This window comes from Lactiplantibacillus sp. ME-2 (genome assembly GCF_022549155.1).
Classification (GTDB): Bacteria; Bacillota; Bacilli; order Lactobacillales; family Lactobacillaceae; genus Lactiplantibacillus; species Lactiplantibacillus plantarum.
This window is the reverse complement of sequence record NZ_JAKZEQ010000037.1, coordinates 16,446-33,321: the sequence shown is the minus strand read 5'-3', so window position 1 is coordinate 33,321 and position 16,876 is coordinate 16,446. Positions and strand designations below refer to the sequence as shown.

Below are 16,876 nucleotides of genomic sequence, written 5' to 3'. Positions count from 1 at the left end.
AAGACTCGTATTTGAGATGACGCGGGTTGGGCGTTAGCTCAAATCGACGTCGGCTACGTTCCAGCAATTGTCACCCAGCCCCGGAGGTCGGAATAGGACGCGCAACGGCTGACGAATAACAATCTAAACTTGGCACGTTTCAATCATAATTCATGACTAACGAACCGGCACAGCATTTAGCCGAGTCGTATTTTTAGTGCGTGACATGTCGTTTATTGTGCAAACTGGGGCATTACTAAATAAATACGCCGTGTAAACATTGATAAACAGTTTAATCATGTTTATACTTTAAAATATGTTAATAATTTTTAGACTTTCTTAAGTTATTAACGATGATTAGTCATCAATAGCCTTATTCATCGATTAGCACTTATTATTCATATTCAAGTGACACGTCTTATTCAGAATTTTAACTCGATTGATAGTAGCGGCTATTTACTGTGAAGACTCCAGTAAATAGTTTTTTATTGTCGACTAATCAATCTATTTTTGGAGGAGCATCGGGGAATGTATAAACAGCACCAATTTTTTAAAGCCGCTGACGATCGTCGCGGCCAAGCATCGTTTTGTCCTAACTGTGGGCAAGCGGTGGCCGCAACGGATGAATTTTGTCCTAATTGCGGTTTTAAGTTGCACGCAACCACTGATCAGCCATCGCCATCAGTAAACACCGCGCAGTCAACAACAAGTTCGACGCGCAAGGTTCGACAACAACCCCAACGCCATATGCCAACTTGGGGTTGGGGTCTGATTGCCGTTATCGTTGTCATTCTGATTGGCGGCTATCTGTATGGACAGAATTATTATCAACCGCTCAATCAGCTCGACCGTGACTTAACCGCACTCAAGACTGGAAAAGGTTTAGCGAAGCAAGTAACTAGCACTGACCCATCACTCAAGATTACAAATGATAGCGTCAAGCCGATGGTCACTTACTTTAAAAACAATCGAAAATCATTAGCATCACTGGCTAGTTCGCTTAAAAGTCGTTCTGCGACTAATGATTACGGTATCCAGTTCGTTAAAACCGGTAAAGACTGGTTGTTTTTCGATAAGTATCAACTACAAGTCACTTCCGTTTATGCCACACTGGCGACGAACCACCGTAACGTTGCACTCAGCGTTAATGGTAAGCACGTCGCAACATCTAATAAAGCAACTTACGAGCATAAAATCGGGCCGTATGTTCCTGGTTCATACACCTTGACTGCCAAGGGAACGGTTAGCGGCCATCAGATTACCAATAAGGGCACCTATTACCTCCGGGCAAACGGCCAAACTTACGACTTAGATTTACGTACAATTTCCTTCACCGTTAATGGTACACCGAATACCACCGTTTATATCAATGGCGAAAATGAAGGAACGATTAACAGCAGTGGCACACTGGCGCTGAATGATATTCCCTGGTCTAATCGCATGATGTTGACTGGTAAATACAAAGCCGGTTCACAAACATTGACTGCCAAACAGACTAACGTTAGTGACGCTGAGGGTCAAGACGTGGACCTCAAATTTGCTGGTGTGATGAGTAAAGATACTGCCTCGGACTACCTGAACGGTATCTTCACCGCTGTCAGCAGTTATACGTCCACCGGTGACCTATCGGATGCTTCGGATTACGATGACCGCACTTTGGACGACTACTTCGTCAACGGTACCGATAACACTGACTACAAAGAACTGGTCCAAATGGCGAAGGGCTACTACGACAATGATGACGTCCTCGATGTCACCTATGAACCGACTGTCTTATCAACGGTTCCAGCAGCTAAGCAACAAAGCCAGATCACTTATGACGTCAAATATGACTTTACCAACTCTGAAGATGAACGCATTCAGGTCTTTCGTTACACCGCGACGGTCGAGAAAACCGGGGGGCACTACAAGATTGTTAAAATCACGCCGGCCCAAAAAATTCGGTCGTACACTAAATCCGATGATTCTGATGATTAATGAAGGAGAATTTAACTTATGAAAAAATGTCCCAACTGCGGCACTGAGATTGCTGCCAATGCAAAGTTCTGTACCCACTGTGGTTACGATCTAACCAAAGCGACACCGGCCTCGGCAACGGCCAACGCCACTTCAGCCACAGCTACCCAAACAACGACTGCAACGACGCAAGCAGCTGTCCATACCAGCACAGCTTCAGCCAATCAACAACAATCGGCCAGCGCTGAAAAACAAGCAGCATCACGTTCAGCAGCTGCTGATACGACACGGACGGCTACTAACCAACAAGTCCAACAGCTGCAATCATCTGCTAAGAATTATTTTAGTTGGCTCTTGGCTAGCTGGAAAAATCCTAGCTGTGAAGTCCGAACTGAAAGTTATTTTAGTTACATTTCCTTTGTCATTGAAGCACTATTCATGACGTTGGCCGCTGTAACCATTAGCAATAAGTTTCTGACCACTGCCAATGACAGTCAAAGCTATTTCCATATTAGTAAATTAGCTTTTTCCACCGACTTAAAGATTTTCTTATGTCTCCTAATCGGCATGTGCTTCTACCTGGCTGTCGGCTATGTCACTTGCTTACTTGGCAGTCGTGGGACCAAAGTCGGCTTTACGACCTATATGAAACGCTTCGGTCAGTTAACCAATTACGCAATTATTGTGAACCTATTATTATGGTTTGCTTCGTCCCTAGTTAACTTCAGTGTTGATAACTTCTTTACCATTGCGGCTAGCTTCAGATGGTCGATTATCCTGTTGAGTGTCAGTGTCCTTGTCTGGCAATTAGGTTTGATCTTCGTCATTAACAAGTCGGTGACCCAACCATTAATTAGCCGCGTCTACCTAGCCCTTATTGCGGTTCTAGTCGTTAGCCTGCTGTTCTACTTTATGGATAAAATTATTCTGCAGGATTTACAGACTGCACTTCTCAGTCACGCAACTGACTTTGCCAATCAAATTGGTAACTTGTTCGGTAGTCAATACTAGTTGTTCGAAGGTATCACAAATAAAGCCTCGTAAATTAACGCTTATGATAATGCGTTAATTTACGAGGTTTTTTATATTCATTAGATTGAGCAAATTAATTTGTAACCGATAACAGGGTGCTACTCGAATAGTGTCCGCTTGAGCTGACGGCTAACACCGTAACCCACCAGAATAATCGTTATTAACCATCCGGCCGTCACTAGTGCTTTCCCGATTGCGATGATTCGGCGCATCGTCCCACCTCCAAAATGAGTCGCTGGTTCAGCCATTACGCACTCAACCGATGACTGACCGATAGTAACTCACTAACCAATAAGTTTTCAGTTGGCGTCAAGCGCAACTGTTTAGTAAAAATATTATAAGTCACGTCATTCGTTAACCGCTTAATTAGCGCATGATCAAGCTGGGGCGCCTGTTTCAATTGTTGGTGTGCCTTCAATAGTGCTGCCCGAATTTCTTGATTCGCCGCAGTTGGTGCTAATTCTTGATATAAATCTTGAATGATTCCCTGTACTTCACTTTTCACGTTGCACACCTTACTTTCAGAAAACTAACTACTCTTAGTATAGGCGTCTTCCGGTAAAAGATTAAGGTTATTTTCATTGAACATTAAACTAATTTATCCGCACCGCCTTTAAACTCACCAACGTTAACTAACCTAACATTATATTAATTGGCGTAAGTCATCATTTAAACGCGGCCAGTGCTAATTGGATCGCGGTAGCGCGCGCATCGCCGCTAAAGCGATGGCCACCGTCCTGAACCCAATGCAACTGACTGTGCTGATAGAACCTCATGATACTTTTCAGAAGCCTGTGGCGAGACCACCGTGTCGGCCGTAACGTGAATCAATGTCACCGAACCGGCATACTGCTGAGCTACCTCATAAATCGGCAACTGTTGCGCGGTCCGCAAATAAAAGCCACCAACTTTAAGGCCATCACGAATATTCAAATAGGCCGGAATATGTTGTGGATCATAGGTCGCACCTTGTAGAACACCTTGTTGCGCATCGGACTTTAACGTTGCGGCCGGCGCCATCAAGATCAGTTTGTCGACCACGTCTGGATAATATCCTGCTAACATGCTGGCTACCACCCCGCCTTGCGAATGCCCTGCCAAGACAATGTGGTCATAATGTAAGGTCAACGCTTCATCTAAAACTGCTTTAGCGTCCGCAATCTCATTAATCACTGTCATATCTTGAAACCGACCTTCACTACAGCCATGACCATTGAAGTCAAAACGCAGAACTGCCAAGCCGTGAGCAACTAATGCTTGCGCCAATTGCGGCACAAATTGGGTCGTATCATATCCCATATCGGCCGTAAACCCATGCATTAAGATGACTAGCGTTGAGCTCGGTGCCGCCGGAGTCTCCAACCTTGCCTGTAACGCCAGCCCATCCCGTTTAATCTTAAATTCCATCGATGTCATCTCACTTATTCATTATTCATACCTTTAATATAGTGGATTTACGTCCCATTTCATAGTCCTGAGCACTCACCCTATCCTGAACAAACAGCTAACACTATACAAAAAACCTGTTTCCATGACCTTCACATCAGTCATAGAAACAGGCTCTTAATATCGGCTGGACATCAAACGATTTCCAACTGTAGCTGCTGCGATTCGACCCACTTTGCCGCAACTAGAATTCGGTACAGCACGATTGAAATAACTGCTGGCATCAGCACCCCAGTCAAGAGATAGACCATAAAACTGTTAAAGTTCGTCGATGCTAACGAAATCGGTGCAATTAACGAATTCAATCCTAAGCCGGCCAGCTTGTAACTGGTTGAAAAATGAAAGGCAATCGTCGCCACCGGGGCGGCAATAACCGCAGCAACCATTGGTGGAATCGCTAACCGTGGATTCACCAGCAAGTTTGGAAATTGGACTTTAGGCGTGATAATCCCCTGCGCGATATTGGCCCCCAAGTTGTTTTGGCGAAAAGACATAATCGTAAAGCCCACGAACTGGGCGGTTGTTCCAATTAAGGCCGCGCCCGATGAGACGGGATCTAACATGACCGCCACCGCCAATGCGGCCGAAGACGCAGGTGTCATTAAAAATAACGCCCAGGCAAGTGAAACGGCCATCGAACCGATCAACGGGTTGACCTTCATCGAAGTCGCGATGAACTTGCTCAGCCAGACCAACGCGGGCGTCGTTACGGCTGCTAACCCGAGACCAACCACCGCACCGACAAAAGTGGCCGCTAACGGGACCAACATCATATCAAGCGGCGTCTTACCAGTTAAATAATTACCAATCAGAACCGCGACTAATCCAGCCGCAACGGCCGAAATCGGTTGACCGGTGGTAAAGATCGAGCTCTGAGCTGCTTGGGCCAACGTATGTCCCGTTGCTGTGACGCCGTTAGTTGCGGACTGCGAGAAAAAGACGGCGTTCGCCCCGATCGTCGACGAAATCATGGCGCTAAACGTAACTAACGTGTTGCTGTTGAGCATCGTGGCAATCGCGACTCCAAATGCCGGTCCCAATAACACTTGCGCAATCGCACCGACTTGGTATAATGCCGTCCAGTGAACAAAATTCGCGAGTGACTGCAATAACAATCCAATCCCTAAACAAACTAAAATAGCATTAGAAACACCTGCCGAAACTTTATAAACGTAATCCATGGTACTCATCTTATGTGTCGCGGTAGCCGCGGTCGTAGTTGCTTCCATATGTAGACCTCCATTTAAATTAATAAGAATATGATTAGATAAAAATGAGAATAGCTACATTTAACCACGTGTTTTGAAAATTGTCAACGTATTTTCATCACATTATCGTTGCCAACTAAACGAAAAGACCAGCCAGGCACGATGCCCTCGCTGGTCGCTTTCACTCATCGTATTCAAATCATTGGCACAAGCCATCAATCCAGGAAAATAAATCGCCTAAATCATAGTCACCACTGTGGGGAATATCCCACGGTAGCGCAAAATCAATGCCATAACCATGATTTTCTAACATTATTGCTAGAATAATCGGGATTGCAAAACTCGTATCTCGGTCGGCCGCACCGTGGCGAATCCGCCAGTGCTTAGCAACTTGTGACGAAGTTGTCGTTAAGTAACTGAGCGGATTAATCGCCTGAATCAGCTCAGCGTCCGCTAGTTGTGCCGTCACCGTACTTCGCGTCTGTGCCAAGGCCGTAAAGTGCTTGGCTTTCGCCGTTGCATCGCCAAACAAATTATTCTCTGGACTCGTCAAATCTAATTGGTCAAACGCCGGGACGGCTTTCATGCGAGTTAACGACTTCAAATAAGCTGATAAATCCAAGTCCGTCACCTGATTTCCAGTAACGACAAAGCCTGCGTACTTATGAATATCCGTCCCTTGATCGAATGCCGTCTGAGCAGATGATATCAATAATTGGCGAACAACATCACGAAATGAACCCATTCCCGCCTCATTAAGCGTCAAGTGCGTCCCGTCACTGGCCGTGAGTTTCAACTGGTTCAAGTAGGTACTGAACTGGGCTTTTAACGCCAACGAAAGGGCCTGTTCTTCAACTGTGAGCTGACCACTAACCGGTTCAAATTTTGGTCGCCCATTCTTGGTCGTCCCCGCAACAGGCTGATAACGGTGCCAGTCATTAATACCATTAAACTGCCACTCGTAGGCCATGTCTGCGTGTTCCAGATTATGAATCGGGCAGTAAGCTGACACCGCAAAGATATCGTCAGTCGCCGGTGCTGCCCCGAGCGCAGTTAAGGCTGGTTCAAAATAAGCCGAATTGCCACTCGCACCCGCTAAAGCCGAAGTGGCACCCCCAGCACTCGTTCCATTCGTGATGATCCGGTTCGTGTCACCTGGCAGCCGGCCCTGATTATACTTAACGTAACGGATTGCCGCCTTCATATCTACGATAAAAGCCGGCGCTTGCCCGACCCGTTGCCCAGACTTATCAACCGTCGTACGACCGCGAATTCCAGCGGCCACCACAACGTAACCGCGTTTAAGTGCCTGTTGAATCGTCCCTGCATTCGTCGGCCAAGTGACACGTTGCGGATCATCCGCCGGTCCTGGCAAATAACCGCCGACCGTATTCGGCATCAGAATTGGCGCCGTTGCCCGCTGATAACCATTGACTGAACTGCCATGCAAGTATGCGGCTGGTACAAAGACGTTTAGGACCTGAATCGCTGCGACTGGATGCTGAACGTACTGAATATTACGGGCAGCATAATATTGAATAGCCTGCCCGGCAACTTGGACCTGTTCCGGCACCAGCCAGTCAGCATCAAAAATCAATCGGTTACTCATCTTGTGACCTCCATTTCTATCTATTCGTTACTTTACCCCCATTATCCAGTTAAAATCAAATCGAATTGCGCAACCAGTTATGCCAATTGCGACTAATAACGATTAACGTAGTCAGCAGCCGCTTGTGAACCCGTCATAAACTAATGTTGCCGTGCGTTAACCAGTGAGCCCTTCTAACGACCATGGTCGCCATTGCTAACTAATCTAACTATTTCAAGTTAGCTATTAAATGACCGCTAACTAAAAACGGCTTTCTAAATTAACAGAAGGCCGTTTTAAAAAATAACATTATATGTGCATCATTTTAGGGCTATCAGTTAGCCTTAAAACCAATGACGGATAAGTGCACCGCCACCTAGCGTTAATACACCTAACAAAATGCCGACTGAACGAAGCGCTTGACTGTCCATCTTAGCTTCGTTAGTTTGTGGCAATTTAGCAACTTGGTTAGGCGTTGATGGGGTCAACGCGTCACTTTCAGATACCGTTGTCTTAGCACTAGACTTTTTACTATCCGCTGCTGGCGTTTGATCAGCACCATCTTGGCCCGTCGTTGTGTTAGCGGGCGTACTCGTAAAGACACTCGAAGTTGAATCTTTCAATGGTTTTGACGAATTAGTACTGTTGGAAGTCGTACTCCCATCGTAGTTACTATCGAACCCACCATCAACATCGATGGTCCCAGTATCTTCATCGATATCTGGATAAACCGCCGTATTATCTTCGGGATCTTCAATGTCACCAGTCTGATGGCCATTGTCTGGTTCCGTAGTCGTATTGTCAGAACTCTCAGAACTAGTATTTACATCACTCGAGCTTTCAGAACCGGAGTGGTCAGAACTAGAGTCCACAGCGCTTGAACTTTCAGAACTAGAGTGGTCGGAACTGGAGTCCACAGCGCTCGAACTTTCCGAACTAGAATGGTCGGAACTGGAGTCCACAGCGCTTGAACTTTCAGAACTAGAATCGTCGGAACTGGAGTCCACAGCGCTTGAACTTTCAGAATTAGAATCGTCGGAACTGGAATCGACGTCACTCGAATTATTTGAGCTAGAGCTGTTCGAACTCGAACTGGAACTTAAGTCGCCAGTACCGCTCCCACCGTTAACGACTTTTTCGTAGACCTTACCGTTAGCTTCTTCGCTGTTCTTGCCACCGGACGTGCCGCCGCCCCATTCCATTACAGCTTTATTTTTAAAATGATAATTTTGATCAATTAATTCTGTATCCGTAATTTTAGTATAGTAATCGATGACAACTAGGTTGCTGACTGTATCGTTGAATTTCAAGTCAAAACCATTATCGCTGTAGTTAACTTGATAAGCATCGTCACTAAGCTTATCACGTCGCTTGTAAGTGTTGGCACTCGACCATTCACCATTGTAGACTTCAATACCTTTGATCATTTGCTGATGATCACCAATGGTATCGGCAATCGATAAGTTTTTCATGGTAATTTCACGCCGATCAACAAGTAAGGTCCACTTAATCGTGCCATTTTCTTTATCAATGGTGCCTTTTTTAGACATATTAGCTTCATTAGCAACCATATTGATCACTGATGTATCTTGACCGTCTTGGGTATCAAACACAACGTCTTGTTCCCCTAAGTCATCATAACGGTACTTCATTCCCAGGTTAACATCAATCTTAACATTAGTTTTACCTTCAATCGCCGAATTCATGGTCAGTACGACCTGACCATTCCCGCCGACGACACCCGTGCCAATCACAGTACCAGTCTCAGTATCAGTCACATCAAAAGTAGCCCCAACGGTCCGTGGTTCCAAATTAGCCGGCATATCAATGGTAACTGTGTCCCCCGCTTTGAAAGCCGTATCACCAAAACTCATTTGATACTGAATTTGAATAGTATCTGCGTGCTTAAAATCAGGGCCATTGATGACCGATGCGGCGGTTGTGTAATCCTTCGCATGATAATTAGTCGCGGCTTGGGCCCCTAGTGGCTGACTAAATAGTAGTAAAATTGCAAAACTTACTAACCCAAGTAGCCAGAATAGTCCCCGCTTACTTAACTTCATAAAAAAATCCCCCTCGTAACATAATATCCTTCATCGAAAAGTATACGCTAGCAAGATGGATTTTCAATAGAATTTGTGAATAAAACGATTAATTGCAATTACTGGCAAAGCCAGCGAGTCAGTGTGCCCCTCCGTGACGATTAGAACCGTCCCAGCGATTGCTGAGACCACAGAAATGACGTCCACTTTCCCTGGAAGCTGCCAAGTCGTGGCGGTGATAAAGATAATAATCATCACCGGTGACAAGAATTGCAAGATTGCGGCCATCGCCGCATTACCAGTACTGATTGCCATAAAATAAGTCAATTGAACGCCAGCCATCCCGAACAGGCTGAACACAATCAGACGCACCGTTGCCCGCCAGTCATGAAACACGGCCATGACCGGTAACCGGCGACTAAATCCATATAAAATTAACAGACCTCCAGATACTAGCATCCGCACCGCCACTAACCACAACGGCGAAATCGTTGTGGTGTCAAATAGATGTTGCGCCACCGTTCCCGAGCTTCCCCACAAAAAAGGCCCGGCACTGGCTAATAACAGTCCCACCGTTTTCTTTTGCATTTAACCACCTCCAAAAACACTAGCCTTAGTCTAACAAGCACCAGTTGACTTTCCAATGATCTTTTCAAATTCAACTTAGACAGTCCGACTGACAAACCTGCCATCACACCACTTTAAGCACCTTATGATAAATTTCATAATTGACACTGTAATGGTGGTAAGCTAATCTTATAGCGGGGTATGGAGGTGCCAAATGAAACATCAAAAATTAATTTATTGGTTGGTCGGAATCTTTGCTGTCGTCTTCATTGGTGGCGCATTAATCATTCCAACACCAACCATTAAGCAACAGGTTGTCAGTATTGGCAACGCCATTACGGGGAATACTAAAACTAAGGGCGCTACACACGCCGTTTCGGATAGTGCCCTTGGTGAAAAATATCAATTATCCACTAGTGAAATTCACGTCCTGCGCAAACTTAAAGTGACGGGGATCGGTGATTCAATCATGGTCCGCACCACGAGTGACTTAAAACAAATCTTTGACCATTTTAACGTTAACGCCAAGGTTGGTCGCCAAGTGTCGGAAGCACCAGCCGTCATTAGCCAATTAAAAGCTGATAATGCAATTCAGAAAAACGTGCTGATCAACTTGGGGACGAACGGTCCAACAAGTGCCGCCGAAATCGATGGGATCATTGATCAGATTGGCAGCAACCACCAGATTTACTGGGTCAACACCCGCGTTCCAGGCAAAGATTGGCAAGACCCTAACAATCAATTGATTGCCGCGGCCGCTAAAAAATATAACAATGTGCATCTCATTGATTGGCTATACGTTGCGCAAGACAACGACAACTGGTTTGTCAAAGATAATTTACATCCCAACAGTCTTGGTGAACGTGAATATACCGCAACAGTCGGTCAGACAATGGCTAAAACAGCAACACCATAGCCACTTTATTTTTAGACGAGGGTTCTGATTACTTGCATTACCCGTACAGCAGATTAGCCCAACTAATTATGCTAACAATAACGTAAAAAAGCCGGAACACCAGTAATTAACAGGTGTTCCGGTTTTTAATATTGGTCACGCCAAAAATTCAACAGTTATCCTAACATCACTTACTCAGTCAGTAAGCGATGGGCGTTATCGTAAAAGATCGCTTGTTTCTGCTCATTTGTTAATAGATCAGTCGTTGTTAAAGCGTGACCTAATTGCCGCGAGCCATCTAACGGCGTATATGGAATATCACTCCCGTAAAGTAGGTGCTCAGGCTGAGCCAAGCTCATTAAAGTTTGCAACTGCCGTGGTAGCACGGCTCCAGCTACGTCAAAATAAACATGGTGCATCACATCATAAACATCCACCTGATAAACCTTCTGCGCATATTGTGCGATTCGATCATCAACAATTCCCAAAAAAGCACCAGCATGCGGTATAATCACCTTGATATTAGGATATTTTTCAAAGAAGTGATACTTCAACATATTAATAAACGTCATCGTGGTATCCATAAAAAATCCCAACAACGGCACTGGTAAATCAATATCAACGTTTTTAGGCAAGATTGCTGGTTCATTTGGATGTAAGGCCACAATCGCTTGGCGAGCATCTAGTTCTTGGTAGACCCGTTCCAAGACTGGTGATCCAAAGTAAAGTCCGCGTGAGTTGGTTGGCACTGTGACGCCTAAAGCACCATCCTGGTCCAAAGCCTGTTGCACCGTTTTGACAGCATCCAGTTCATAAGGAATTGGTAGACTCGCCAAGTATCCTAATTGATCTGGGTATTGCTGGGCTAAGCTTTTACCATCGTCGTTAGCCGCTTCAACTAAGCGTAGGGTTTCCGCCTTATCGCCGAAGTTCACGTGTGGGGATGATAACGATAAAATCGAGTAACTAATATCATTATCACGCATAAAGTTAAGCGTAAGCTGTGGTGTCCACTCAGGTGTCGGCCAGCCATCAGGATCACCTGGAACATGACGCTTTAGTGCCTCAACGTAACTCGTTGGTAAATAGTGGGTATGAAAATCAATTTTTGACATTATCTGCACCTCGTTTTTTAGAATAACCATAGTCTAAGACCAAACGAGTGCGTTGGAAATGTACAATTGATGTCAAATTGACCATTTACAGGAGGTGACATGATGACAACTAACTATCCGCTTGCCGTACAGAAAATGTTCGCAACTGTCCCAGCACTACTGACAGTGACCCCCATCTTTAAATTGACTGTCACCATGGTCGTCAAAGCAGCCCACGTTAGTCGTGGGAGTTTTTACAGTCACTTTCAAGATATTTACGACTTCATTCACGCTTTCGAACATGCTTTAATCGAACAAGCAACCGTTTCAAAGCAAGTCCTTAACCAAGGGATTCAAGCTGCCCTGGTTCATCCGGACCTGCATAATGCTTATCCAACCTATCTGGAACTAACAACGAATATCAACACCCAATTGGCTAGTTTTCAGGCCTTGCTTGGCCCCCATGGTGATCCACAGTTTCTTGATCAGCTTCAGGCCGGTCTCATTGATAATTTACTCGCCACTACTGAGCAGGCGCCCTTAAATCATCAATATTTCCAGTCGATTCCGGCTGACTACGCCATGCCAATCTACTTTAGTGGCGTGCTGACAATTATTCAGCACTGGCTGACTAAACCCCATCCGGAGCCACCTGAAGTGGTCGCCAACATTATCGTTCAGAGCCGCTACACCGCGGCTTACCATCTCTTTTCCGACCGTCCGCTTGGGGACGATAATAACTAGAAGCCAAACTAAAAGCTGGTCATAATCCCATAATTGTGGATTACGACCAGCTTTTAGTCACGACAGTCAATACTTATTATATTCAGTGCATGGTCACGATCATTTGATCGCCCCACACTTCCAACTGATGCAGTTGCTTTTGAAAACTAACGCCCGCAGTCGTCAACTGAAATTGATAGTTTCCTGCAGTCGCAACTAATCCTAATTCGGTTAATTTAGCTAAAACATTCAGTAGTTTAAGCGTGCTAAGACCCCTAACTCGCTGGCGCAAATTCATAATCTCAGTTGGCGCCGCCTTCAGGTTGATCAGCACTAACGCGGCCCACCGGTCATTGAGCACGCCTAACCCGACTTTCGTGCCAATATTTAGATCACGCATTACCATCAGTCCATACTTCCTTACTTAGAATTTATAATCATTATGACTATTCTAAGTAAGTTTGCGTTGGAATGCGAATAACTTGCTTGCCATCGACTTTTCAGACTTTTATTTTTGAATGTCCGGATACGTCTGACAAAAGTCAACGACCGCTCCCCGTAAATTAGCTTCATCGGTGAAATGACAAGCCACAACATCTGGTTTTATAGAAGCAATTTTGACCGTTGCCCGCAATTTTTCGATTTCAGCATTGATTGCTGGGAGTAGATGCGGATTATTCGAGACCGCCCCACCCATCACGATCAATTCCGGGTCAAAGCTGTATTGTAAGTTGTAGATGGCCCGCGCTAAGGCCCGAACCATAACTTGAACTTCAGCTTGAGCATCAACATCACCCTTGGCAGCCAGTTCAAACACGGCTTGCCCGTCTAGCTCAGGTTGAGCTGGATGGCTCGCGTTGTACCGCTTCGCAACAGCTACCGCGGTGCCTAACTCACTTAAGATCTGATGGTCATTCATGAGCGTGAATCCAAACTCACCACCGAATAAGTGCGCGCCGTGCCAAATTTGATGATTCACAATGACCGACCCACCAACACCGGTTCCCACAATTAAGAAGCACAGGCTAGCAACCTGCTTCCCAGCCCCATCCGCCAATTCAGCCAACGCCGCACAATTGGCGTCATTTTCCATACTGACCGGTAATTCAAAACGGCGTTGTAATTCCGGCTGAATCCGAAAATTATGAATATACGGCAGTGCGCTGGCACCCTCAATAATTCCAGTTGCCTTGTTGACAGCCCCGGGCGAACTAATGCCTACACCAGCAATTTGATAATCGCGTTTCATCTGCGCGACCTGCGTGGTTAGCAAAGTGTAAAATTCAGCTAGCGTTGTGGGCGTCGTAACTTTGGTCTTAGCAACTAATTGCTGATCTTGCCACACAGCAAACTTAATGGTCGTTCCACCAATATCAATAACTCCTAATGACTGCATCGTTTTACCATTCCTTTATCAATTAAACTAGTTATCATAACAATGATAGCGCTTAATCAACAAAATGTATATTCTTTTGTCAAACTTCAAATACAGTAGTTTTCAATTATCTTTCATGCCCTTTAACTAGTTGTATCAACTACAAACAACGGTCTAAGTCGATGTCAGTTCCGTTCCAACAATTGAAAATCACAGACCAGACCGCAAACTAAACCTAAAATACTTTCTGATTATTTTCATGGAAATAACAACTTATCACTATTATATTGTAGTGTTATGACCAACTAGATATTTTCGAACCCTATTCAATAAAGAAGCTAAGCGAATCTTAAAATCAAGTTAAGCAGTCCTTTTTACTATGACAAATTGTCCAATTTTAAGGGTTCACTTACTGAAAAAAATTCACTTGGAGTTTTCCATTCCAAGTCCTTGCATAGCCAGTTATTTAAATCTGTGACGGATGCGGTAATTTCTTGGTCATTAGATTTAATTATCATACTTTTGGGAATAGGCAACAGTAATTCCAAATCTTGCATCATTGAATTATTGATAAAAACACCTTTTCCATCCAATTATAGAAGATTGCATGACTAAATTTCCAAAGATGACGTTTTGAATTTATGAACATTCCAAGAAATTTAGGTGATGTTTTATAGCTAGACTTGTTTATCCGGTGAAACAGTCCATAATAAAGCTTTATCAAAATAAATCTACGGAGGCGTGTCTACGGCTGATCAACTAGTATTAGATACTCAACAATGGTTAAACTCCACGTACGGTGACGTCGCTGGATTTGGTAGTGTTCCAGAAAATGGTCTTACTGGCTGGGACACAATTTACGGTCTTACTCGTGGTTTACAGTATGAACTGGGAATCACTGATTTAGTTGATAACTTTGGGCCAACAACTGCAAAGCTCTTTGATGAAATTGCTGATGATATTGTACCTGGTTATTCTGGTAATATCGCATATATTATACAGGGTGGTTTCTGGTGTAAAGGCATTGATTCCGCCGCTTTTGATGGCGAGTTCACTAGCGATACTGTATCGGCAGTTACAACCATGAAGGAATACGCTGGATTAAGTGATACATCCGGTACCCTGGATTCTCAGTTCATGGCTGCCCTACTCAATATGAGCGCCTTCACCCTGGTTGCGGATGGCTATGAAAAGATCCGTACGATGCAACAACAATTAAATCATGACTATCTCGCCTATACTGGCATTCTACCCTGTGATGGCGTTTATCAACGCGATACAAACACCGCTTTGATTTATGCTTTACAAGCCGAAGAAGGACTTGATACCGACACTGCCTCTGGAACTTATGGGCCAATGACGCAAGAACTGACTCCAACTGTTTCGACTGGTGATAATAATAATCTTGTTCGTATACTACAATGGGGCCTTTATGTAAATAATCAAGCGTATACGGGGGCTTTTGATGGCAGTTATTCTTTAGATGTATCAAGCTCAGTAGCAACTTTTGAAAACGATATGGCCCTACCAGAAACAACTGGTGCATCAGCAGGATTGGACGTTTTCATGAGTCTTCTAACCTCTGCCGGTAACCCTGACCGCGATGCTGTTGCTTGCGAGACATCTCACCAAATTGATGCTAGTGAAGCCGCCGCACTTAGCTCTGCTGGTTACAAATACATCGGTCGCTACTTAACTGGGACAGCCGGTACTGGAAGCAGTGAGGTTGATAAAAACCTAACCACCAGTGAAATCAGTATATTAACTAATGCTGGTTTGAAAATTTTCCCTATTTATCAAGACGGTGCATCCGATGATGAAGACTACTTCACTCAAACTAAGGGCAGTAGTGATGGGCGTAAAGCTGGCTTAGCAGCGATGCAATTAGGTTTCCCGGATGATACAATTATCTACTTTGCCGTGGACGTCGATATTCAGGATGGTGACATAGCTGGTACGGTCGAACCATACTTCACTGGCGTGGCAAGTGGGATCAGTAGTTTCGGGTTTCAAGTTGGTATTTACGCCACAAGAAACGTCGCCAATACGATTATTGTGGATGGATTAGCCGAAAAAGCTTTTGTATCCGATATGTCTACTGGCTTTTCGGGTAATCTCGGGTTTCCAATGCCCAGTGAATGGGCCTTTGACCAATTTAATGAGGTTGCTTTTGATGATTTTTACATTGATAAGGTAGCTTCTAACAGTAGCCGCTCGACGGCAGTGGATGACTTCTCAGCTGGTAGTAGCGTTGGTGGAAGCGATGATTTAGACGCAATTAATGAAATTATTCAGAAACTAGGCAATACAAATACTTACTTTAATTTTGTGAAATCCGTCTCAGTTGAAGCGTTTAGTGACACGTACACAATTTCAACACCCGCTGCTGATTTTTCTTTAAAAGTTGATTTAGAAGGAAGCATTAGTGACGACGATGGTACCGTGTCAGCGACATATAAGGTAAATGATGGTAGTACCAGTTTTTCTGTTAGTGATGCAGTCCAAGAGTTACTTACACAGAATGAAACTGCATTAGGTTCATCTGATATGACAAATGCTATGAACGAAATTGCGGGTGTCATAAAAAATGGTGATATTTCAAGTAATACATCTATTAAAACTTCTCTCATGACGATTACCCTGAAAATTAAATCAACGTTTGAGCACACTGCCAGCAATGGGAAAACATATTCTATTGAATATGAAATTACACTTGACATTCACTTCCATGAATTCATAGCGCCCCTACCAGTTAATGTTACTCAAACTCAGGCAACTGATTATAATAATAATCTAAAGACTATTTTGAGTATTCCCGCAAATGCTCTAGACTATATTAATAACTTGCATCCAGATTTACAATTCACACCCACGCCAGCTTCAACAGAATCGTCCTTAGCAGTTATGATGATGTTCATTATCACTTTGTTAGCGGCTGTTGCTTGATAATAACGGTTTTGAGTACCAAAAA

General features: G+C 44.4%; 14 protein-coding genes and 1 pseudogene. 5 read left to right on the top strand and 10 right to left on the bottom strand.

Features of this window, described 5'->3' with window-relative positions; translation table 11 throughout:
- Positions 1-507 precede the first annotated feature (507 nt).
- The gene (locus tag MMY95_RS12495) at positions 508-1,956 is read left to right on the top strand and encodes a zinc-ribbon domain-containing protein (RefSeq protein ID WP_003642216.1); all 1,449 of its coding nucleotides are present in this window, start codon (positions 508-510) and stop codon (positions 1,954-1,956) included.
- A gap of 18 nt (positions 1,957-1,974) precedes the next feature.
- Positions 1,975-2,946 (top strand): zinc ribbon domain-containing protein, encoded by a 972-nt coding sequence (locus tag MMY95_RS12490; RefSeq protein ID WP_003642217.1) that lies wholly within the window; start codon positions 1,975-1,977, stop codon positions 2,944-2,946.
- Between the two features lie 119 nt (positions 2,947-3,065).
- Here the strand turns inward: MMY95_RS12490 and MMY95_RS12485 are convergent, their stop codons facing one another.
- The 7 genes and pseudogenes from MMY95_RS12485 to MMY95_RS12455 all read right to left on the bottom strand — a co-directional run bounded on the left by MMY95_RS12485 (position 3,066) and on the right by MMY95_RS12455 (position 9,839).
- Positions 3,066-3,215, bottom strand: coding sequence for a hypothetical protein (locus MMY95_RS12485; RefSeq protein ID WP_003642218.1), 150 nt, complete (start codon positions 3,213-3,215; stop codon positions 3,066-3,068).
- On the bottom strand, positions 3,215-3,472 hold the full coding sequence (locus MMY95_RS12480; RefSeq protein ID WP_003642219.1) for a bacteriocin immunity protein: 258 nt from the start codon (positions 3,470-3,472) through the stop codon (positions 3,215-3,217). Before MMY95_RS12480 ends, MMY95_RS12485 begins: the two co-directional genes overlap by 1 nt.
- Before the next feature lie 160 nt (positions 3,473-3,632).
- Positions 3,633-4,383 (bottom strand): annotated as a pseudogene (locus tag MMY95_RS12475) (alpha/beta fold hydrolase).
- A gap of 164 nt (positions 4,384-4,547) precedes the next feature.
- A complete protein-coding gene (locus MMY95_RS12470; RefSeq protein ID WP_003642221.1) occupies positions 4,548-5,642 on the bottom strand; it encodes a PTS sugar transporter subunit IIC in 1,095 nt (364 codons plus the stop codon).
- A gap of 178 nt (positions 5,643-5,820) precedes the next feature.
- Positions 5,821-7,230 (bottom strand): subtype B tannase, encoded by a 1,410-nt coding sequence (locus MMY95_RS12465; RefSeq protein ID WP_024002896.1) that lies wholly within the window; start codon positions 7,228-7,230, stop codon positions 5,821-5,823.
- Between the two features lie 323 nt (positions 7,231-7,553).
- The gene (locus tag MMY95_RS12460; protein WP_241277681.1) at positions 7,554-9,272 is read right to left on the bottom strand and encodes a collagen binding domain-containing protein; all 1,719 of its coding nucleotides are present in this window, start codon (positions 9,270-9,272) and stop codon (positions 7,554-7,556) included.
- A 63-nt stretch (positions 9,273-9,335) separates the two neighbouring features.
- Positions 9,336-9,839, bottom strand: coding sequence for a DMT family transporter (locus tag MMY95_RS12455; protein ID WP_241277680.1), 504 nt, complete (start codon positions 9,837-9,839; stop codon positions 9,336-9,338).
- A gap of 193 nt (positions 9,840-10,032) precedes the next feature.
- On the opposite strand from MMY95_RS12455, the gene MMY95_RS12450 reads away from it, so the two are divergent.
- Complete coding sequence (locus MMY95_RS12450) at positions 10,033-10,734, top strand: lipase/esterase (protein ID WP_003642226.1); 702 nt, start codon at positions 10,033-10,035, stop codon at positions 10,732-10,734.
- Positions 10,735-10,904: 170 nt separating this feature from the next.
- Here MMY95_RS12450 and MMY95_RS12445 read toward each other — a convergent pair whose 3' ends face one another.
- Entirely contained in the window at positions 10,905-11,828 is a 924-nt protein-coding gene (locus MMY95_RS12445) for an amidohydrolase family protein (protein ID WP_003646044.1), read from the bottom strand.
- Between the two features lie 99 nt (positions 11,829-11,927).
- Between MMY95_RS12445 and MMY95_RS12440 the strand changes: the two genes are divergently transcribed.
- Positions 11,928-12,551 (top strand): TetR/AcrR family transcriptional regulator, encoded by a 624-nt coding sequence (locus MMY95_RS12440; RefSeq protein ID WP_033609816.1) that lies wholly within the window; start codon positions 11,928-11,930, stop codon positions 12,549-12,551.
- Positions 12,552-12,633: 82 nt separating this feature from the next.
- Here MMY95_RS12440 and MMY95_RS12435 read toward each other — a convergent pair whose 3' ends face one another.
- On the bottom strand, positions 12,634-12,936 hold the full coding sequence (locus MMY95_RS12435; RefSeq protein WP_003646046.1) for a winged helix-turn-helix transcriptional regulator: 303 nt from the start codon (positions 12,934-12,936) through the stop codon (positions 12,634-12,636).
- A gap of 102 nt (positions 12,937-13,038) precedes the next feature.
- Positions 13,039-13,926: an ROK family protein gene (locus MMY95_RS12430; protein WP_003646047.1), complete on the bottom strand. Its 888-nt coding sequence runs from the start codon at positions 13,924-13,926 to the stop codon at positions 13,039-13,041.
- 720 nt (positions 13,927-14,646) lie between these two features.
- Here MMY95_RS12430 and MMY95_RS16105 point away from each other — a divergent pair.
- Positions 14,647-16,851, top strand: a complete 2,205-nt coding sequence (locus MMY95_RS16105) for a glycoside hydrolase domain-containing protein (RefSeq protein ID WP_016511622.1) — start codon at positions 14,647-14,649, stop codon at positions 16,849-16,851.
- Positions 16,852-16,876 lie beyond the last annotated feature (25 nt).